This window comes from Actibacterium mucosum KCTC 23349 (assembly GCF_000647975.1).
GTDB classification, from domain to species: Bacteria; Pseudomonadota; Alphaproteobacteria; order Rhodobacterales; family Rhodobacteraceae; genus Actibacterium; species Actibacterium mucosum.
On the sequence record NZ_JFKE01000005.1, the window covers coordinates 112739 to 131708 of the forward strand.

An 18970-nucleotide genomic window follows, 5' to 3' on the forward strand; every position below is an offset into this window, starting at 1 on the left:
GCCCCTTCGTAAGTCCGGAGTGCGACATTTTCGTTGACTCTGACACCGGTGTCATGACATCGGTGTCTTAAGGGCGTGGTTTAAGCGCTGCAGGGAGAATGTCGCAATGGCAACGATCTATGATGTTGCGAAGCACGCAGGTGTATCGCCCAAAACCGTAAGCCGCGTTCTGAACAAGGACGCGCCGGTTTCCCAAAAGACGCAACGGGCCGTGGCCGAGGCCATGGATGCCCTTGGCTATGTCCCTTCTCATGCAGCTCGAACCATGAAGTCCAACAAGTCGGGCCTTATTGGCCTGATTACGGGCGCGATCTCGAACGCGGATGATGTTTCGACCGCCGCTGGCCTGCCGGACCTGCTGATCGTGCAAGGCGCGCAAAGGGTGATCGAGAGATCAAACAAAACGCTTTTGATCTCGGACACTGGTGGCCAACAGGACCGTGTTCCCGACCTTGTGCGTACCTTTCAGGAGCACCGGGTTGAGGGCATTTTGTATGTTGCGGATTATCACAAGCCGCTTGAACTTGCGTTGCCGGGCCGTGGAATTCCGAAGGTTTTGGTGAACTGCTTCGACCAATCGGGAACGCCGGCGGTGGTGCCTGATGATGAAGGTGGCCAGCATGCATTGACCAAGTCCGTCATCGCGCATGGGCACCGTCGCATTGCCTATCTGACGCTCGCGCAGGGACAGGAGGCGACCACGTTGCGTCTTGCCGGGTTCCGGCGCGCCTTGTCCGAGGCGGGTATCGCGTATGATGCAAGCCTGGTCAAAGCAGGGGACCTTTTTGGAACCCCCGGCGAGCGTCAGCTTATTTGGGATGCGCTGGACAAGTTTCTTCAAAGAGACGAACCGCCGACCGCGATTTGTTGTGGCAACGACCGGCTTGCGATGGCCGTTTATTCGGTTTTGCGCAGTCGGGGCGTCGCAGTGCCGGAACAGATTTCTGTCGTCGGGTATGACGACCATCGCCTGATCTCGGAAACGCTTTTCCCCGCGCTTACCACGGCCGAGCTGCCATACAGCGCGATGGGTGCAAGAGCGGCCCAGGTGCTTTTGGAGCTGTTGTCCGGAACGGGCGAAGTTTCGTCCGAAATTGTCCGCGTCGCCGGGCCGGTAAAGCTTCGTGGGTCGCTTGTCGCCCCAACCAACGGAACAAATTCACAGATCATTCATCTCAAAGGGAGGAACGAGATATGAAAATGACACCAGTTTTGGCCGCAATTCTTTCGACCGGGGTTGCCGGCGGTGCGGTGGCTCAGACGGAACTAAGCCTGTGGTATCATGGCGCCGGGTCGGCCAATGCAGAAGAGGCGTTGGTCAATCAGTTGGTCGAGGAATTCAACGCCAGCCAATCCGATTGGGCCGTCGTGCTGGAGACGTTCCCGCAGGGTGCCTACAACGACGCGGTTGGCGCGGCGGCGCTGGCGGGTGAACTGCCCGATATCCTTGACGTGGACGGCCCGGTGATGCCGAACTGGGCCTGGGCGGGGTATATGCAGCCGCTTGGCATTGACGAAGCCAAGCTGGAAGGCTTTTTGCCCGGTCCAATTGGCCGCTGGAATGGCGAGGTCTATTCGGTTGGTTTGTGGGACGCAGCGGTCGCCATGACCACCCGGCGTTCGACCTTGGAAGATAACGGCATTCGGGTCCCCACGCTGGACGCTCCGTGGAGCCTTGAGGAGTTCAACGGCGCTTTGGCAACGCTGGCTGCAACGGGTGACTACGAGTTTCCACTGGATCTGGGCATGGCCTGGACCGGCGAATGGTATCCTTATGCGTTCTCGCCATTCTTGCAGTCCTTTGGCGGGGACATCGTGGACCGTTCGACCTATCAATCGGCAGAAGGTGTGCTGAACGGGGACGCCGCGCTGGCCTTTGGCGAATGGTGGCAGAGCCTCTTTACGAATGGCTATACGCCCGGCACCAGTCAGGATGCAGCGGATCGGGAAACCGGCCTGTTGGACGGAAAATATGCGATCGCGTGGAACGGAAACTGGGCCGCCCTGCCAGTTGTCGAAGCCTTTGGGGACGACGCGCTGTTTCTGCCCGCACCCGATTTCGGCAACGGTGCAACGATTGGGGCCGCCTCGTGGCAGTTTGGCGTTTCGGGCACATCCGACAACCCCGATGGCGCACGTGCCTTCATTGAATTCGCCCTGCAGGACCGCTGGTTCTCGGCGTTTTCCGATGGCACCGGCCTGATCCCGGTGACGTCAACAGCAGCAGCAAATACTGCGAACTACAAGCCCGGTGGCGCGCTGGAGGTGTTCTATGGGCTGTCCGAGGCTCAAGCGCTCGTACGTCCGGTAACCCCGGGCTACATCGTGTCTGCAAAGGTCTTTGAAAAGGCCCTTGCGGATATCGCCAACGGGGCAGATGTGGCGGACACGCTGGATGCCGCGGTTGACGAAATCGACGCCGATATCGAAGCCAATGGCGGCTATGGCCACTAAGGCCTGACCAGAAGGAGCCCGGCGGGCCGGGTTCCTTCCTTCCACAAAAGGAGTGCGACCGATGGCGTCAAAACTGACGCGGTCGAACCGTGCCGGGTGGCTCATGGCGCTTCCTGGTGCGGGGCTGATCGCCACGTTCATCATTCTTCCGTTTTTTCTGGCCTTTGCATTTTCGCTGACCAATCAGAGGCTCGTTTCGCCAAACCCCACCGAGTATGTGGGTTTTGAGAACTATTCCGACTTGCTTGGCCTTGCGGTCTTTACGTTGGAACCGGAACGCGACGAGGCCGGAAATGCCGTGATCAAAGACGGCGAGATTCAGTATCCACGGCTGCGCAATTTCACCCGCAGGAACCCGGACTATCCGCATCTGCAGGGCAAGCGCGAGTGGTTTAGCTGGCAATCGGGCGAAAACCGCACGGTGGTGCTGGCATCGGACGTGGTTTTCATGCGGGCGTTGGTCAACACCTTCCTCTTTGTGCTTGTCGTTGCGCAGGTGCAGTCGGGCATTGCCTTGGGCCTTGCCTTGCTGATCAACCAAAAACTGCGCGGAATTTCCTTTTTTTGGGCGGTTTACTTCATGCCGGTCGTGGTCTCGATCATCGTGGTCTCGATCCTTTGGAAGTTCATCTATTCGCCGGGGGACGGGTTGCTGAATTCGCTGCTGAGCTGGCTGACATTCGGTGCCTTCTCGGGGATTGACTGGCTGGGCAACACGGCGACAGCGCTGCCGTCGATCATGGCAATGTCGATCTGGCAGGGCGTCGGATTTCACATGGTGATCTGGCTGGCGGGGCTTCAGACCATTTCGCCGACACTCTATGAGGCCGCAGAGATCGAGGGGTCGTCAAAATGGCAGACGTTCCGCTATGTGACGTGGCCTGGGCTGCGGAACACGGCCGTTCTGATCCTGATTGTCATCACCATGCAGGCCTTTGCCCTGTTCGCGCAGATTGATGTCATGACCAGCGGTGGACCGCTGGACAGCACACAAGTGCTGGTTTTTCAGGCGGTCGAGCGCGGCTATGGCAAACAGGACATCTCGGGCGGCTCGACGATTTCGGTGATCCTGTTCCTGATCGTGCTGTGCATTTCCATACTGCAACGTTGGCTCACACGGGAGAAGACCTGATGGCGCTTGTGACACCTGACAATCACGGCCTTCGCCTTTGGACCCGCTACGCGGTTTTGTTGCTGGTGGCGGTGATCTTCATCTTTCCCTTGCTGTTCATGGCTATGTCGTCGCTGAAGCCGGACCAGCAGCTGTTGAGCGACACCAACAGCCTGCGGGCTTTTCTGCCGGTCGGAGACATTTCGTTCCAGAATTATTCCGACGCTTTTGACCGCGCGCCCATTGGCGTGTTCGTGATGAACTCTGTTCTGATCACGGGGGCGACGGTGCTGTTGACCCTGTTCGTCTGTTCATTGGCGGCCTTTTCCTTTGTGTTCCTCGACTGGGCGGGAAGGGGCCTGATCTTTTCGGTCCTGCTTGCCACCCTGATCGTCCCGTACGAGTCGATCTTTATCCCGATGCTGCTCATGGTCTCGCAATTGCCGTGGATCGGTTTCGAGGGGCTGGAATGGGGCTGGTTGAACACCTATCGCGTTCAGATCATTCCGTTCATCGCAGATGGCCTCACGATCTTCCTCTTTGTGCAGTACTTTAAGGACCTGCCCCGCGAGCTGATAGAGGCGTCCCGCGTCGAGGGGGCAAGCTGGTGGATGATCTATCGACGAGTCGTCATGCCGCTGTCGGGTCCGGTTATTGCCACAGCAGCGATCCTGAAGTTTCTTTTTATGTACAACCAGTACCTCTGGCCGCTGATGGTGGTCCAGGCCGAAGAGATTCGGCCCGTAATGGTGGGACTGGGCTATTTCACGGATCAGCTGAACGTGCCGTGGGGCGAGGTTATGGCCTATCTGACCATCATCACGATCCCGGTTCTGGCGTTCTACCTTTCGCTTCAACGTATGTTCATCGCATCGGTTGCATCCACGGGGGTCAAAGGCTGATGTTGCATCTTGAGGACAAATGGCTTTGGGACAGCTGGTATGTTCAGGACGGGCACATCTGGCACGCCTTTTACCTGCAAGCGCCGAAAAGCATTGGTGATCCGGAGCAGCGCCACTGGAACGTCAGTTATGGCCACGCCACCAGCCGTGATCTGATCAATTGGGATCACCAAGGCACCTGTTTTGCACCGTCCGAGGGCCCGGCTTGGGACGACTACACAACATGGACCGGATCGGTTCTGCGGGGTGACGACGGGCAATGGCACTTGTTCTATACGGGCACCAGCCGGGGTGGTGGTGGCAAGCACCAAAAGCTGGGTCATGCCGTGTCGGACGACCTGCACAATTGGCAAAGGGTCGGCGACGGTTTGGTGCTTGATCGCGACGAACGGTACGAAGAGTTCCGCGAGGGTCGCTGGCACGACCGTGCCTTTCGCGATCCTTGGGTGATGCGTGACCCCGATGGCGACGGCTGGCTTATGTACTTTACTGCACGTAACGCCTTGGTGGCGGGCAAGATGGATGCAGGCGCCATCGGCTTTGCAACCTCTGCTGATCTTTTCACGTGGACCTTGCAGGACCCGGTGTTCACAGGTGGTTTCGGCGAGTTGGAGGTGCCGCAGGTCTTTGAATGGGGCGGAACCTGGTATTGCCTGTTTTGCACGGGCGACCGTTTCTGGAGCGACAGCGCGCAGCAGTTGCTTGGCGAGCCCGTTTCCGGAAATCACTACCTGATCGGAGACGGGCCTCGCGGTCCGTGGCGATTGGCCCAGGGTCCGTTTTTGGATCCGCGCACCTATGCCGGCCGGATCGTCAATGACAACGGCACGCGCAAGCTGATGGGATTTCTACAATACGATCCGGCGACCGAACCGTTTCGCGGCGTCATATCCGACCCGATGCGGGTGATACGGCACAGCGACGGGCGGCTTGGGCTCGCGGATCAGGTTTAAGGAGGACAAAAGATGGCAGATGTTCTGCTCAAAGGGATCAAGAAAAGTTATGGCTCTGTCGACGTCATCAAGGGCGTGGATATCGACATCAAAGACGGTGAGTTCGTCGTGTTTGTCGGCCCGTCAGGGTGCGGGAAGTCCACTTTGTTGCGGATGATCGCCGGGCTTGAGGATATCACCGGAGGCAGTTTGAAAATTGGGGGGACCGTGGTCAACGAGGTCCCTGCGTCCAAGCGTGGCATCGCGATGGTGTTTCAGTCTTACGCCATATTCCCCCACATGACGGTCCGTGAAAACGTGGCGTTCGGGCTGACCATCGCGGGTGCATCAAAGGCCGAGAAAGACGAAAAAGTGCAGGCAGCGGCGCGCATCCTGCAAATGGAGCACCTGCTGGACCGTCGGCCATCACAATTGTCCGGCGGTCAACGGCAGCGCGTGGCCATTGGACGGGCCATCGTACGTCAACCCGAGGTTTTCCTGTTTGACGAACCCCTGTCCAACCTTGATGCGGCGCTGCGTCTGGACATGCGGATCGAGATTGGCAAATTGCACAAGTCCCTTGGCGCGACGATGGTCTATGTCACCCATGATCAGGTCGAGGCAATGACCTTGGCGGACAAGATTGTTGTGCTGAAGGATGGATACGTGCAGCAAGTCGGTACCCCGATGGATCTGTATCATCGCCCTGAAAGCCTTTTCGTGGCTGGTTTTATTGGCGCGCCATCGATGAACTTTATGGACGTGGACGTGGTGTCGCGCGACAGCGACAGCGCCAAGGTACGGTCTGCGCATGTGGCTGAGTTCGCAGCCCCCACGTGGCGCGAAGGCGTTCCCGGATCGGGCCGCGCAACGCTTGGCATCCGTCCGCAGGATCTGCACCCGGTCGACAAAGGCGGCCTGCTTGTGGGCAATGTCACCCTGGCGGAAAGACTGGGTATCGAAACGGTGGTCGACGTGGCTTTGTCCGATGGCAAGCGCATTTTGGTGTCACTGGCCGAGGATCGCGTTTTTGAACCCGGTCAGCCGATACAGCTGACATTTGATCCTGAGCGTGCGCATCTGTTTGCGCCCGATAACACGTCTGTGGCTGCATGATGAAACCGCTACTCATTCTCGATAATCACTTCCGGACCAAAGCCGAACTGTTCCGTGACGAAACGTTCGACGCGCTTGCGGGGCTGTGTGACATACGGGGCGGAGCGGATGCGCCCATGTCGCGAAAGGACATCGAGGCGTTGCTGCCGGACGCGCGCTTTTATGTTGCCTCCAAACCTGAGTTAAGCGCCGAGGACTTGCGCAGGGCACCCAACCTTCGTGCAACGATCGAGGTGGCGGGCGCGTTTCGCGAGGGTCTTGATTACGACGCGTGTTTTGACCGGGGCATCGAAGTCTTGTCCTGTTCGCCCGGGTTCAGAAACGCCGTCGCAGAGATGACCGTTGCCATGATCCTTGGGGCCGGACGCGGCTTGGTCGATGAGCATGAGGCGTTTCGTTCCGGCACCGAACGCTGGCTTGATGATCGCCCAGAGACAGATTTTACGCTTTATCACCAATCGGTTGGCTTTATCGGATATGGGCAGATTTCTAAGGAAACGCATCGGTTAATCCGCCCTTTCCAGCCAAAGGTCATGGCTTTTGATCCTTTCCTGAAAGATGCCGGGCCGGATGTCGAGTTGACCGATTTGGAACAGCTCGTTTCCCAGTGTCGTGTGGTTGTTGTGGCCGCTGTTCCGTCCGAAGACACGCGGGGGCTGTTAAGCGCCGCCCTGATTGGCAAGTTGCAGAAAGCTGCTTTGGTTGTGGTCATCAGCCGGGCCTGGTGTGCGGATTTCGACGCGCTTGTTGCCGCGGCGGGGGCCGGGCAGATCAAATTTGCCACGGACGTTTTCCCAGACGAGCCGCTGGCGGTTGATCATCCGCTTCGCCAAATGCCCAACGTGATTTTGTCTCCGCACCGTGCCGCGGCAGTGCCCGGGGGGCGCCACCTGATTGGCGACATGATCCTGCAGGATGTGCAGGCAATACTTGAAGGGTTGCCCAGCCGTCAGCTCAAGCCGGCCGACCGCCAGTTGGTCGCAGGGCTTGTTTCCGCGCAGGCCCAGCTCAAGTCGATGCCGAACACATGACGGCACATAACTGGGGCATTCTGGGCACCGGCAATATCGCGGGTTCGATGGCCGCAGCGCTTCCGCATGTGCCGGGCGCATGTCGTGCCGCAGTTGCCTCGCGCACGATCGGGAAAGCCGAAGGTTTTGCGCGCGCATGGGGGTTCGACCGCGCCTATGGCAGTTATGATGATTTGTTGCAGGATCCGGACATCGACATCATCTATGTTGCGACGCCGAATGCACTTCACAAAGGCAACATCTTTGCCGTATTGGACGCGGGCAAGCACGTGTTGTGCGAAAAGCCGATGACCCTGTCCCCGCAGGACAGCGCCGCGTGTTTCGAGATGGCGCGACAAAGGGGGCGGGTCCTTATGGAAGCTCTTTGGAGCGCCTTTGTCCCGGCGATGCAGAAAGCCATCGACCTGGTCCGGTCCGGGGCCATCGGGACCCCCCGACACCTGATGGCGAACTTCGTGTCGCATCGTGATCCCGCGACGACACCGATCTTGTTTGATCCGGATTTGGGCGGGGGCGCCAGGAAGGATCTCGGCATCTATCCGATTGCCGCGGCCTTGTTGCTGGCGGGGCCTGTCAGATATGCGCAGTCACATTCGGTGATGGGGCCTTCGGGCGTTGACGAAATGACTGGCTGGACCCTTGAGCACGACAATGGTGCCCTTTCGCTTTTGTCATGCGGGTTCCGGGCCGACTTGCCAGTGGCGGTTCGTTGCATGGGCAGCGAAGGCAGTTTACAGATTCCCGACAACTTCCACCACGCCAGCAGTGTGATCCTCGACGGGGCCGAGGGGCAGGTGACGTTTGACCTGCCGTATATCGGAAACGGCTACGCTCACGAAGCGATTGCCTTTCAGGCGTGTTTGGACGGGGCGAAAACCGCATGGCCCGAAGGTCACACAATCGCAAGTGCCGAATTGTTGCACGCACGTTCGGTTTGATTGGGAAGAGCCCATGTCATTACGACCGCAACCCAAGATGGGTGCGTCGGTGGCGACTGTGCAGTCAAACAACGTCCAACAGGGACCGGCCCGAACACGGAAAGCCCGCATTGGGCAAAGCGATACCGGTCTGGCTTCCATGTCCGCGATATACTGCATCGCCTCCGATGACCGCACATAGCCCTGTTCGCCTGATGTTGCCTAGGGCGCGGGCGGCAGCTATGGTAAGCAGCTAGCGGCCGAGAATTGTGCCTTAAATGATAGAGGCTGCAATCAGCCGTGCAGTTCATCGATACGACGTGCCAGCCTCGTGTAATACGCATGAGTAAAAAGAAAATCGGCGCTCATGATCGTTGGGATGAACAAAACAAAAATGGCTACTGCGACAGTAAAGATATCTGTAGTCCGCCAAACAAAGAGTAGCAGAAAAGGTAACAAAAATAAGAAAAAACTGGTCAAAGCAATCTTGATAGTGGTCTTGAAGTTAGGCGGGTCGATGCGCTTTCGAGCCAACCTCAAATTGACGTCTTTCTTTTTTGAGCGATCTTTCAGAAAGTTAAAATATTGCTCTGTAGTCCACCTTTTGGCGGCTACGCTTAATGGAAGGCATACGCCGAACAAAAACTCCGCTCTCTGTCCGGCGCGAGCAGCCGTGAACTCTCCAAATGGTACTGAAGCCAAGTTGGAAAACTTAACTTCGTGTGGTTGTTTATTAAGTGAGGCAGCGGCTGCGTTAAACCATGTCTTGTCGCTATTTTTTAGAATGCTTACGAAATCACTTTCCAAGTCTTGAGTATTCATGCCTTCAAGCTAATGGAAGGAGATTGAGTCGTCTAGCGCACCAGCATAAGGCGAATCATGGTGTTTGTGACGCGAAACCAGGGAACAGCATCTGGCGCCACGAACCTGTTGACTGATCATCGAAGCGGCCAATGGCGCAGTTGCAACGAAATCACGCTTTGTCCGCTTAGCTGACCTCGTTGCAAACCGCAGCGAAATTCCGCTTTCCGCGCTAGGTACTGAATGGCCATGTCCCCTTTGGGCTGACATCGGTCATTGGGCAGCGTTGATCTCACGCGACTTCGCCGCAGACGCGCTGCCGCGCCGCTGCAAGACGGCTTTGAGCCCTTGTTGACTACATTCTGCAATGCAGCCATTTTCTGCGTCCATGAATTGAGGATGGTCAAGTGCGTTCCGTAACACTTAGAATAGCGAGCTTCGCATTATTCTTCACGGCTTTTGCGACGTGGGGCAATCCAAGTTACGCCCAGAATTTGGTGCAAGATTTTGACAATTTTTTTGAACGTTGTCGCACGTCTGTCGAAACCAGCTCGATGTTTGACGGTGAAGGCCTTCAAAGACGGAACGTTCCCGAACGACATGCACGGGACTGGGGAGTAAATTCAGCAAATGAGGCTTGGGGCGTCGCTGGGTCAGAACTGTACGTTTTGCTTACAGAGTGGACTTCTCGCGATGGTACAGTACGCAACCTTTGCAGTATTCAACTGGCCAATGAAAAGAGAGTGCTGGAGCCGGTTGAACAGGCGATGTTGCTACGGCAGTTTCTGATCCTTCAAGTCGAACTGATCGGAGCTCAATCCCATGAAATTGACCGTCAGCTGTCTTCAGTTCCACCATTGGTAAATGCTGCATTCCTTTTGCAGGGTAAGAACCCGAATGGATGCATTGTTAGCCACAGCTTTACATTCTCGCCCGACGGGCGGTTCTTTTCAGCTGGTTCTGGTGAAAAATCGGTGCAACCCTGTGAGGTCGAGTAGACCTACGGTTCCAGACTGATCTGCTCAAACCTAAAATCGGTCGATTGGAAGAGGCATCCGAACGGCGAATTTGTCCCGCAAAGCGGAATGAACCAATGTCCGACCGAACCTGGGCTTGAATCAAAAACGCCCCGCGGTTTGGCGGGGCGTTTCGTTGGTTTGGTGGGGGCTTAGTTGACCTTGCCGATCGACCAGAAGAAGGTCTCGCCCGAGCTGTCGTCGACGCCGTCATTTTCGGTGGGAACACAATCCACGAGGCCGGAAGTTGGAGGCGGGTCTTTGACAGGGAACGTTCAGCTCGCTCAATCAGCGAATGTCGGGATTGAGCCCAAAGTGTTCAATGCAGCATTATGCACCAATGTCCGCTAATTGATACTGATCTCTTCGTGTCTAAAAAGACTGAACAGAATATCTGGCACGGGCTTCTTTCCCACTCTCAGTTAGTTGCGCGGAACAGCTTCGCATGTGACGAGTGTTGCCTTCGAGTTTGAACCATGGGTCTGGTTCCACACCAGAAAGCTCAACCAGAGTTTTGAACAGTATCAAGTCTCCAACTTGATCATTCGTTGGCTCACCCAGGGCCAAGGCGTTTCCAACGGTGTACGCAGATTTTTTCATCTCTATGGTGCCAGCCCCCAGCAAAGCGCGTTCGATTGATCCCAGCCCACCATTAAAATCTGGGAACCGAAGAAGGTACGCCGAAAGCGCCTTAGCTATCGGTGTGGAAGGGTCTTGTCCTTTGATGAAGCTCTTGATCGCTTTACCTGAACCTTGGGAGATTACGCTCCATGCGTCACTGTAAAGCTTTGCATCGAGCGGTGCAGCTTCGCTGGATTTATACAGGGTTTCAAACTCCTCGACCCGAATAGTGCCAAGACCCAATTTCACCTGCTGCCCGCCGAAATTCCTCACAGAGATGCCAGAGGTATCAACTCCATCCAGCGCCAGTAAGTGCAGCATTACCACTGAATAGAATATATCCTGCACGCTGTTTGCGATCCAAATTTCGGCTTGCTTCACAGACTGAAGTTCTTTGACGAGTGAGATGTGTTCATCATTTAAGTCGAACTCATGAATTTTTTCGTCATCGAAGGGGTCGAGCGACTTCCAGAACACCAGGCGTTCCAGAAAGAAGTCCTGGCTTGTCCCAGATGTTGCGAGAGGTCCGTGTGAGTAGTCGTCATAGGATACGATGACACGGGTTTGCCAATCTGGTCTGATTTTCCGAAAGAGTTGAAGAATTGTGCCTCCAGCACTGTCGGAATGGGTCAGGATGACATTTTTCATGGTTTGTAAGATTTTGTCTTTGGCAACCCATCAATACAGCTTGGCGAGTGTTCTTACTATATTGAAGTAGCAGCCATTCGGTTAACGGCCTGAAATGGCTGCTTTGTCCGCAAATTGGAATGAACCAATGTCAGACCTAACCTGGGCTTGAATCAAAAACGCCCCGCGGGCTGGCGGGGCGTTTCGTTGTTTTGGTGGGGTCTTAGTTGACCGAGCCGATCGATCTGAGGACGGTTTTGCCCGAGCTGTCGTCGACGCCGTCTTTGTCTGTCGGAGTTCAATCCACGAGGCCAGACGTTGGAGGCGGGTCGCTGACAGGGAACGCTCTGCCAGCGCAATCAGCGAATGTCGGGTTTGAGCCCGAAGCGGACGCCGCCGCAACGCGCCCAGCCGGTTAACAGCCGCGCAGCGGCCCGGCCATCGCCAGCCCCTCTCCCGGGCTGGCGATTTGGTGGACGCAGGTGCGAGGTTCGTTCTGTGGAAGTACGTGGCAACCAAAAAGCGTCTTGATACTGGCGTAGGATCGCCACCCCAGGGGCTGGCGTTGGCCTTCCGTAGGTGGGCCATTGGCTTCAAACACTGCTCTGTCCTAATAATCGTCAACAAGCCGATCAGAAAAATGTCTGGATAGTGCTGGCTCCGACCAATCGACCCGAACCCACCGATGGCCGCACAGCGCCCACTCTGCTGGGATTTTTCTGTGCAGCGAAATTCGGCTTTAGCGAGATGGTCACTAGGCATGCTAAATCGACATTTGATATCGTCGCGCGTTATCCACTAACGTGCTGGTATCGTTCATGCCTAGTCTGAGGGCTAGGGCAATCGACCGTGCGTTCTCGGGCTCAATGTAGGCTTCGATTGCAGTTGCTCCATTGTCGCGCCGCCATGCAATCGCCGCTGCAGCTGCCTCATACATGAAGCCATTTCCCCAAAAATCAGGGTTCATGTGGAACGCGATTTCTGAGCATTCAAGGAGCGAGTTAAAGCCGATATGCCCAACAAAATTGTCGCCATCATTCTTTATGATCGCCCATCGAAAACCCCAGCCATCTTTAAGGGCTTTCAACCAAAACCCAATCAAACGATCACTGTCGTGATGTGTCTTTGCTGGCATAGGGATTTCGTTTTGAAATTCATCGTCGGCAGCACCGGAAAACTGCTGCACAAGGGGCTGCCGCCACATCTCAAACATCCCCATGGAGTGGCTAAGAGAAAGTGGCTCCAGCCTCAATCGCCTGGTCTCAAGGGTCGGGATGCTTACATCGCTAGGGCTCATTTGAAACCAGAAGCTTTATAAGAGACAGTTGTTCAGGTTGAACGAGTGACTCTTTGTGAGGCTCGCAAATGGACTACCTCGAACCCCTCGGCGACGCTAGACCAGCAGTTAAAAAGCTGTCTCTGGAGCAGACGCAGCGAAAGTCAACAAAGTCCGCAAAGCGGAATGAACCAATGTCGGACCGAACCTGGGCTTGAATCAAAAACGCCCCGCGGTTTGGCGGGGCGTTTCGTTGGTTTGGTGGGGTCTTAGTTGACCGAGCCGATCGACCAGAAGAAGGTCTCGCCCGAGCTGTCGTCGACGCCGTCATTGTCGGTGGAGACGAAAATCTCGCCTTCGGCCGTGATGGCCAGGCCTTCAACCTTGTCCACGACGTAGCCGCCGAAGGCTTGCAGGTCGGGGATCAGGTCGCGGACCTCTTCCTTGGTCACAACCGGCAGTTCGCCACCCAGCGGTGCGGGCACCATGTCGGTGGCGGGGATGCGGTAGACCTTCTTGGTCACCACGTCGGCGCCGATCTGGTTGTCACGCTCGATCACGTAAACCCAGTCACCGTAGGCAGTGATTTCCGACAGGCCAACCCAGCCTTTGGCAGGCTCGGCCTTGGGATAGTGCACAGCACCCCATTCCTTGGTTTCCAGGTTGTAGGAGACCAGTTTCACGTGGTTGGCCGGATCGTCTTTCCACTCACGCTGAACCGCCATCCACAGGGTGTCGCCCACGCGGGTTACACCTTCGAAGCCAAAGCGTTTCTCAACCGCCATCAGCTCGGCCGGCAGGCCAATCTCGCCCTTGCGGTCCTTGATCAGGCCCTCGGCATCCACGTGATAGATGGCATGCGGGATCACACGGTCGGTGCGGCCCTCGGACGCCAGGTAGAAGCCGCCCTTGCCATCGGTGGTGATGCCTTCCAGGTCGATCTTCTGTGCGGGCGAGCCGTTTTGACGGTGCACGCGGATCACGTCAACGATACGTGCCGGTTTCTGGCTGGCGTCGATCTTGAAGATCGAAGGCTGGAAGCCATAGAAGCTGTCATTCACGGCGTAGATGAAGCCGTCTTCGGCAGCAACCATGCCCGAAATCGCACCCCAACCGATCAGCTCGTCCGCGCCTTCCGAGGTCAGCGTCGGGTACATCGCTTCGGCGTCCTGGTATTCGAAGATCATCACATGTGCACGCACACCGCCATCTTCGATCAGGTCTTTCTCGTTGGCCGAAACCAGCAGGTTACGCTCGGGGATGGCAACATAGCCTTCCGGACCGATGCCCGAGGGCAGGATCTGTTTCAGAACCGGTGCGGCGGGGTTGGTTGCGTCGTAAACGCCAACGGCCGAACCACGCTCGGAACCCACAAACACCATCGGTGTGCCGCCGAAGGTTGCGGTTTCGATCGACTCGGGCTCAACGCCTTTGCTGTCCGAACGCTTGTCGGGGTAGTGGCCGATCTGAACCAGCGCGTGTTCAAAGGTCACGCCGCTTTCGTACACCACGGTGCCGTTCTTGTTGAAGATGGTCCAGCCGCGCGAGCCGCCTTCGTAGTCACCTTCGTTGGCGGTGGCGAAGTGATCGTCGTCCAGCCATTTCACAGCATCGGGTTCGCGTTTGCGGCCCAGCTGGCTTTCGGTGAAGATCAGCGCGCCGCGCTCGTCGGTGGCGTCGATGCCTTCCAGATCAACAGCGCCGGCCGAGAAGTGGCTGAGCACCGAACCGTCTGCCGACAGGACAACCATGTGGTTGTTTTCCTGCATCGACACAACGGTTTCACCCAGGCCGTTGACGTCAACGAACTCAGGCTCGGGGTCGGTGGGGGCGATGTCGGCCAGACCGGTCACATCAGCGGTGATCAGCGAGGCACAGTCCAGACCGCCCTCGGTGGTTTTGACCATGTCCACAGCGCCGGCGGGCAGCTGCGGGATCACGCCGTCGTTCAGGTCTTCGTCACGCTCGTTCTCGATGGCGACAACGATGAACGAACCGTCTTTCGATGCAGCAATCGAGTCAGGCTGACCCGACACGGCGCAGGATGCCAGCGTTTCGCCGGTTTTCACGTCGATGGCTTGCAGCATGCCCGACGGATCGGTGTAGCTTTCGCTGGTGTTCACGCCAACAAAGGCGACGTTGCCGACAACGGCAACGGCGGTCGGCTCGCCATCCAGGGCGATATTGCCGGCAGCCTTGGGTGCGGCAGGATCGGTGATGTCGATCAGGCCCAGAGCGCCCAGCGGGCTGTCGGTATAGACCAGCGTCATGCCGTCGGCAGTGACGTCAATGATCTCGGCCGAGGTTTCGCGGGCGGTGTCTTCGCCAGCGGCCATATTGTCAACGGTGGAAAACGACGCGATACGGTTAAAATTCATTTCGGCCGATGCGGTGCCGGCAGCAAGTGCCAGTACCGAGGTCAGCCCCAACAGACGTGCTGTCATTGGTTTGCCCCTCATGGTCAGGATTAAGTGCCCGATGAAGTGGCGGTTTAAGGTGACGCATCGGTAACATAGATGCGTCACTTTTGTGAAACCCGTGGGCGCGTCAGACCGAAAGGCAGACGTATTTGAGTTCGAGGAAATCCTCGATCCCGTGGCGGCTGCCCTCGCGGCCCAGCCCCGATTGCTTAACCCCGCCAAACGGCGCAACCTCGGTGGAGATGATGCCGGTATTCACCCCAACGATGCCGTATTCCAGCGCCTCGGCCACCTTATAGACGCGGCCCAGATCGCGGGCATAGAAATAGCTGGCCAGACCAAAGATCGTGTCATTGGCCAATTCGATCACGTCATCGACCGTGTCGAACTTGAAAAGCGGCGCCAGTGGGCCGAAGGTTTCGTCGGTGGAAAACAGCATGTCGCGGGTGGCGCCGGTGATGATCGTGGGCTCAAAGAACAAGCCGCCGCGCGCGTGGCGCTTGCCGCCGGTCAGAACCGTGCCGCCCTTGGCCGTGGCGTCGGCGATGTGTTCTTCAACCTTTTTCATGGCGTTTTCGGTGATCAGTGGGCCCAGATCGGCGCCTTCGAACCCGTCGCCCACCTGCATCTTCTCAACAGCGGCGGCCAGTTTCTCGGCAAAGGCGTCATACACCCCGGCCTGCACGTAGATGCGGTTGGCACAGACGCAGGTTTGGCCGTTATTGCGGTATTTGCTGGCCAGCGCGCCGTCAACGGCGGCGTCCAGATCGGCATCGTCAAAGACGATGAAGGGCGCGTTGCCGCCCAGCTCCATCGAGCATTTCATCACCTGATCGGCGGCCTGGCGCAGCAGGATGCGCCCCACATTGGTGGAGCCCGTGAAGGTGATCTTGCGGCAGATCGGGTTCTCGGTAAATTCCAGCCCGATACCCGGCGCGTCGAGGCCCGGGATCACCGACAAAAGCCCCTTGGGCAGGCCGGCGCGTTCGGCCAGCACCGCCAGCGCCAGCGCTGACAGGGGCGTCTCGGCCGCCGGTTTCGACACAAAGGCACAGCCCGCCGCCAGAGCCGGGCCAACCTTGCGGGTGATCATCGCGTTGGGAAAGTTCCACGGCGTGATCGCCCCCACAACGCCGACGGGCTGTTTCAGCACCATGATGCGCTTGTCGGGCTGATGGCTGGGCACGGTTTCGCCATAGACGCGTTTGCCCTCTTCGGCGAACCATTCGATGAACGAAGCGCCATAGGCGATCTCGCCCATGGCTTCGGCCAGCGGTTTGCCCATCTCGGCGGTCAGGATGGTGGCCAGATCGGCCTGATTGGCCATCATCAGGTCAAACCATTTGCGCAGAACCGCGGCGCGGTCTTTGGCGGTTAATGCGGCCCAGTCGCGTTGTGCGGTCTCGGCGGCCTGCAGGGCGCGCGCGGTTTCGGCCCGGCCCAGATCGGCGACCTGGGCGATGATGTCGCCGGTGGCGGGGTTGATCACGGGGAAGGTGGCGCCGCTGTCGGCCTCCACCCAGTCACCGGCCAGATAGGCGCGGGTTTGCAGAAGGGAGGGGTCGGAAAGGCGAGAGGTCAGGTCGGTCATGGAGGATCCTATCAGGTTGGCGGTGCCAGAGACCGGAAAAGCGGTAACGCGCAGATTAACGCCCGAAACGATCTTGCCAAGTGGGAACCACGTCGCCTTGCATTGCCGTTGCTGTGTAAACGCCGCGCGCGATGGCGCGGGCCAGACAGGTGGCGGCGGCGTGGCAGAGGCGCAGCATCAGGCTATCGTCAACCTGAACATCGTTCACGCCGGTGGCGGCGGCAAAGACAAGATCCCCGTCAAAGGGCGTGTGGCTGGGCACAAGGGCGCGCGCCATGCCGTCATGGGCGGCAATGGCCAGCCGCGTGGCCTGCGCTTGCGTCAGGGTGGCGTCGGTGGCGACAATGGCGATGGTGGTATTCTGCGGCTCGGCCCCTTTGACCGGTGGCATGCCGGGCGAAGGGCGCCCGATGCCTTTGGCCCCGAACTCGTCGCCCTGCTCAAAAGGCGCGGCCCAGAACTCGGGCCCGCCATCGGCTACGGCCGAGCCAAGGGCGTTCACGGCCACCAGCGCGCCCACTGTCGCCCCGCCAACAAGGGCCGAGACCGAGCCAAGCCCGCCTTTCAGGTCCGCCGTGGTGGCCCCGGTGCCCGCACCAGCGCTGCCCAGATCAAACGTGTCGCCTGCTGCCTGCAACGCGGCGGCGCCGAGATCGGCATAGGGGTTCTGCGCCCAATCCTTGTCGCCGCCATTCAGCAGGTCAAAGAGGATCGCGCCGGGCACAATGGGCACGCGCTGCCCGCCCACGTCGAACCCGCGCCCCGCCGCACGCAGGGCATTCGCCACACCCGAGGCCGCATCCAGTCCCAGCGCCGAGCCGCCCGACAGCACCAGCGCATCCACCGCCTGCACCAGCCGGTCGGGTTGCAGCAGGTCAGTCTCACGCGTGCCGGGGGCGCCGCCCATAACATGCACGCCGGCCACAAAAGGTGCGTCGCCCACCAGCACCGTGCAGCCGGACTTCACATTGTCATCCTGCGCGTTGCCAACACGCAAGCCGGGCACGTCGGTGATCAGATTGCGTTTGCCTGGCTGCATGGTTTTGCCCTCTCAGATCCGGGGTTTGGGGGCGGCGGTTTTCGGGTCGCCGGTGTTCGGCGTGCCGCGGGGTTCGATCAGCAGCACCTTTGCCTCACCCCGCGCGCGGGGGCGGTGGGTGACGCCGGCGGGCACCACAAACAGCTCTCCGGAGCCAAGGCGGTGGGTCTGATCCTCGACATCCAGCAGCACCTCGCCCTCGATCACCAGAAAGAAATCATCGGTGTCGGGGTGGTCGTGAAAGGGAAATTCGCCCTGGAACTTCACCACCATGATGTCATTGCCATTATAGTCGGCCACCACGCGGGGAGACCAATGGTCTGAAAAAGTGGCTAGTTTGTCGGCCAGGTTCACTTTGTTCATCGGTACCTCCGTCAAATGCAGCGCCCGCCATCCACTTCCATCGCCACGCCGGTGATCATGCCAGCCGCGTCCGAGCACAAAAACGCCGCCGCGTTGCCCATATCCTCGGGCGTGGAAAACCGGCCCAGCGGGATGGTGGACAGGAACTTGGCGCGCATCTCGGGCGTGTCTTCGCCCATGAAGCTTTTGAGCAGCGGGGTTTCGCCCGCCACCGGGTTCAGCGCGTTGACCCGCACGCCGTGTGGGGCCAGTTCCACCGCCATCGCCTTGGTCGCCGTGATCATCCAGCCCTTGGACGCGTTGTACCAGTTCAGGTTGGGCCGGGGCGAGACCCCGGCGGTGGACGCGATGTTCAGGATCGCGCCTTTGCCCACCGTCTTCATTGCGGGCACGAAGTGGCGCGCGGTCAGGTAGACGGATTTGGCGTTCACCGCGAGGACGCGGTCGAAATCTTCTTCGGTGACGTCCTCCATCGGGGCGGGCAGATGGGTAATGCCGGCGTTGTTGACCAGGATATCGGGGGTTTCGCCGACGGTTTGGGTCAATGCGGCAACGCTGTTGTCCGAGGCCACGTCAACCTCGGCCGCGATGCCGCCGATTTCGTCGGCGATACCTCTCGCGCTCGACAGGTTGATGTCTGCCACAACGACCCGCGCGCCTTCACCGGCGAATTTGCGCGCGATCCCGGCGCCAAATCCCGAGCCGCCACCGGTGACAATGGCCAGTTTGCCCTCTAACTGCATCTTCTCTCCC

General features: G+C 58.5%; 17 protein-coding genes. 9 read left to right on the plus strand and 8 right to left on the minus strand.

Features of this window, described 5'->3' with window-relative positions; translation table 11 throughout:
* Positions 1 to 106: 106 nt before the first annotated feature.
* From ACMU_RS12480 to ACMU_RS12515, 8 genes are all read left to right on the plus strand, one after another.
* A complete protein-coding gene (locus ACMU_RS12480; RefSeq protein WP_051588315.1) occupies positions 107 to 1198 on the plus strand; it encodes a LacI family DNA-binding transcriptional regulator in 1092 nt (363 codons plus the stop codon).
* Positions 1195 to 2454 carry a sugar ABC transporter substrate-binding protein gene (locus ACMU_RS12485; RefSeq protein ID WP_035260077.1) on the plus strand — a complete coding sequence of 420 codons (1260 nt, stop codon included), beginning with the start codon at positions 1195 to 1197 and terminating at the stop codon, positions 2452 to 2454. The genes ACMU_RS12480 and ACMU_RS12485 overlap by 4 nt, the downstream gene beginning before the upstream one ends.
* Positions 2455 to 2515: 61 nt before the next feature.
* The gene (locus ACMU_RS12490) at positions 2516 to 3586 is read left to right on the plus strand and encodes a carbohydrate ABC transporter permease (RefSeq protein ID WP_035260079.1); all 1071 of its coding nucleotides are present in this window, start codon (positions 2516 to 2518) and stop codon (positions 3584 to 3586) included.
* Positions 3586 to 4467 carry a carbohydrate ABC transporter permease gene (locus ACMU_RS12495; RefSeq protein WP_035260081.1) on the plus strand — a complete coding sequence of 294 codons (882 nt, stop codon included), beginning with the start codon at positions 3586 to 3588 and terminating at the stop codon, positions 4465 to 4467. Before ACMU_RS12490 ends, ACMU_RS12495 begins: the two co-directional genes overlap by 1 nt.
* Positions 4467 to 5420 carry a glycoside hydrolase family protein gene (locus ACMU_RS12500; RefSeq protein WP_035260083.1) on the plus strand — a complete coding sequence of 318 codons (954 nt, stop codon included), beginning with the start codon at positions 4467 to 4469 and terminating at the stop codon, positions 5418 to 5420. The genes ACMU_RS12495 and ACMU_RS12500 overlap by 1 nt, the downstream gene beginning before the upstream one ends.
* Before the next feature lie 12 nt (positions 5421 to 5432).
* Positions 5433 to 6515, plus strand: coding sequence for an ABC transporter ATP-binding protein (locus ACMU_RS12505; protein WP_035260084.1), 1083 nt, complete (start codon positions 5433 to 5435; stop codon positions 6513 to 6515).
* On the plus strand, positions 6515 to 7546 hold the full coding sequence (locus ACMU_RS12510) for an NAD(P)-dependent oxidoreductase (RefSeq protein WP_035260085.1): 1032 nt from the start codon (positions 6515 to 6517) through the stop codon (positions 7544 to 7546). Before ACMU_RS12505 ends, ACMU_RS12510 begins: the two co-directional genes overlap by 1 nt.
* Positions 7543 to 8484, plus strand: a complete 942-nt coding sequence (locus ACMU_RS12515) for a Gfo/Idh/MocA family protein (protein WP_051588316.1) — start codon at positions 7543 to 7545, stop codon at positions 8482 to 8484. The genes ACMU_RS12510 and ACMU_RS12515 overlap by 4 nt, the downstream gene beginning before the upstream one ends.
* Positions 8485 to 8757: 273 nt before the next feature.
* On the opposite strand, the gene ACMU_RS12520 is transcribed toward ACMU_RS12515, so the two are convergent.
* The gene (locus ACMU_RS12520; RefSeq protein ID WP_035260086.1) at positions 8758 to 9285 is read right to left on the minus strand and encodes a hypothetical protein; all 528 of its coding nucleotides are present in this window, start codon (positions 9283 to 9285) and stop codon (positions 8758 to 8760) included.
* Positions 9286 to 9818: 533 nt separating this feature from the next.
* Between ACMU_RS12520 and ACMU_RS19295 the strand changes: the two genes are divergently transcribed.
* Entirely contained in the window at positions 9819 to 10262 is a 444-nt protein-coding gene (locus tag ACMU_RS19295; RefSeq protein ID WP_152544605.1) for a hypothetical protein, read from the plus strand.
* A 390-nt stretch (positions 10263 to 10652) separates the two neighbouring features.
* Here ACMU_RS19295 and ACMU_RS12525 read toward each other — a convergent pair whose 3' ends face one another.
* The 7 genes from ACMU_RS12525 to ACMU_RS12555 form a co-directional block, all read right to left on the minus strand.
* The gene (locus tag ACMU_RS12525; RefSeq protein WP_035260088.1) at positions 10653 to 11549 is read right to left on the minus strand and encodes a DUF1835 domain-containing protein; all 897 of its coding nucleotides are present in this window, start codon (positions 11547 to 11549) and stop codon (positions 10653 to 10655) included.
* 742 nt (positions 11550 to 12291) lie between these two features.
* A complete protein-coding gene (locus tag ACMU_RS18835) occupies positions 12292 to 12825 on the minus strand; it encodes a GNAT family N-acetyltransferase (protein WP_081805522.1) in 534 nt (177 codons plus the stop codon).
* 248 nt (positions 12826 to 13073) lie between these two features.
* Complete coding sequence (locus tag ACMU_RS12535) at positions 13074 to 15248, minus strand: esterase-like activity of phytase family protein (protein WP_035260090.1); 2175 nt, start codon at positions 15246 to 15248, stop codon at positions 13074 to 13076.
* Positions 15249 to 15351: 103 nt separating this feature from the next.
* Positions 15352 to 16815: an NAD-dependent succinate-semialdehyde dehydrogenase gene (locus ACMU_RS12540; protein ID WP_081805523.1), complete on the minus strand. Its 1464-nt coding sequence runs from the start codon at positions 16813 to 16815 to the stop codon at positions 15352 to 15354.
* A 55-nt stretch (positions 16816 to 16870) separates the two neighbouring features.
* Positions 16871 to 17854: a P1 family peptidase gene (locus ACMU_RS12545; protein ID WP_035260092.1), complete on the minus strand. Its 984-nt coding sequence runs from the start codon at positions 17852 to 17854 to the stop codon at positions 16871 to 16873.
* 12 nt (positions 17855 to 17866) lie between these two features.
* Positions 17867 to 18217 (minus strand): cupin domain-containing protein, encoded by a 351-nt coding sequence (locus ACMU_RS12550; RefSeq protein ID WP_035260095.1) that lies wholly within the window; start codon positions 18215 to 18217, stop codon positions 17867 to 17869.
* A gap of 11 nt (positions 18218 to 18228) precedes the next feature.
* Positions 18229 to 18960 carry a glucose 1-dehydrogenase gene (locus tag ACMU_RS12555; protein ID WP_035260096.1) on the minus strand — a complete coding sequence of 244 codons (732 nt, stop codon included), beginning with the start codon at positions 18958 to 18960 and terminating at the stop codon, positions 18229 to 18231.
* Positions 18961 to 18970 lie beyond the last annotated feature (10 nt).

What these genes read in the sequence shown, in the direction of transcription:
- ACMU_RS18835 (WP_081805522.1), bottom strand. Translation starts at nt 12,825, where the DNA reads ATGAGCCCTAGCGATGTAAGCATCCCGACCCTTGAGACCAGGCGATTG.
- ACMU_RS12555 (WP_035260096.1), bottom strand. Translation starts at nt 18,960, where the DNA reads ATGCAGTTAGAGGGCAAACTGGCCATTGTCACCGGTGGCGGCTCGGGA.
- ACMU_RS12490 (WP_035260079.1), top strand. Translation starts at nt 2,516, where the DNA reads ATGGCGTCAAAACTGACGCGGTCGAACCGTGCCGGGTGGCTCATGGCG.
- ACMU_RS19295 (WP_152544605.1), top strand. Translation starts at nt 9,819, where the DNA reads ATGTTTGACGGTGAAGGCCTTCAAAGACGGAACGTTCCCGAACGACAT.
- ACMU_RS12545 (WP_035260092.1), bottom strand. Translation starts at nt 17,854, where the DNA reads ATGCAGCCAGGCAAACGCAATCTGATCACCGACGTGCCCGGCTTGCGT.
- ACMU_RS12510 (WP_035260085.1), top strand. Translation starts at nt 6,515, where the DNA reads ATGAAACCGCTACTCATTCTCGATAATCACTTCCGGACCAAAGCCGAA.
- ACMU_RS12550 (WP_035260095.1), bottom strand. Translation starts at nt 18,217, where the DNA reads ATGAACAAAGTGAACCTGGCCGACAAACTAGCCACTTTTTCAGACCAT.
- ACMU_RS12520 (WP_035260086.1), bottom strand. Translation starts at nt 9,285, where the DNA reads ATGAATACTCAAGACTTGGAAAGTGATTTCGTAAGCATTCTAAAAAAT.
- ACMU_RS12500 (WP_035260083.1), top strand. Translation starts at nt 4,467, where the DNA reads ATGTTGCATCTTGAGGACAAATGGCTTTGGGACAGCTGGTATGTTCAG.
- ACMU_RS12535 (WP_035260090.1), bottom strand. Translation starts at nt 15,248, where the DNA reads ATGACAGCACGTCTGTTGGGGCTGACCTCGGTACTGGCACTTGCTGCC.
- ACMU_RS12485 (WP_035260077.1), top strand. Translation starts at nt 1,195, where the DNA reads ATGAAAATGACACCAGTTTTGGCCGCAATTCTTTCGACCGGGGTTGCC.
- ACMU_RS12505 (WP_035260084.1), top strand. Translation starts at nt 5,433, where the DNA reads ATGGCAGATGTTCTGCTCAAAGGGATCAAGAAAAGTTATGGCTCTGTC.
- ACMU_RS12515 (WP_051588316.1), top strand. Translation starts at nt 7,543, where the DNA reads ATGACGGCACATAACTGGGGCATTCTGGGCACCGGCAATATCGCGGGT.
- ACMU_RS12495 (WP_035260081.1), top strand. Translation starts at nt 3,586, where the DNA reads ATGGCGCTTGTGACACCTGACAATCACGGCCTTCGCCTTTGGACCCGC.
- ACMU_RS12540 (WP_081805523.1), bottom strand. Translation starts at nt 16,815, where the DNA reads ATGACCGACCTGACCTCTCGCCTTTCCGACCCCTCCCTTCTGCAAACC.
- ACMU_RS12480 (WP_051588315.1), top strand. Translation starts at nt 107, where the DNA reads ATGGCAACGATCTATGATGTTGCGAAGCACGCAGGTGTATCGCCCAAA.
- ACMU_RS12525 (WP_035260088.1), bottom strand. Translation starts at nt 11,549, where the DNA reads ATGAAAAATGTCATCCTGACCCATTCCGACAGTGCTGGAGGCACAATT.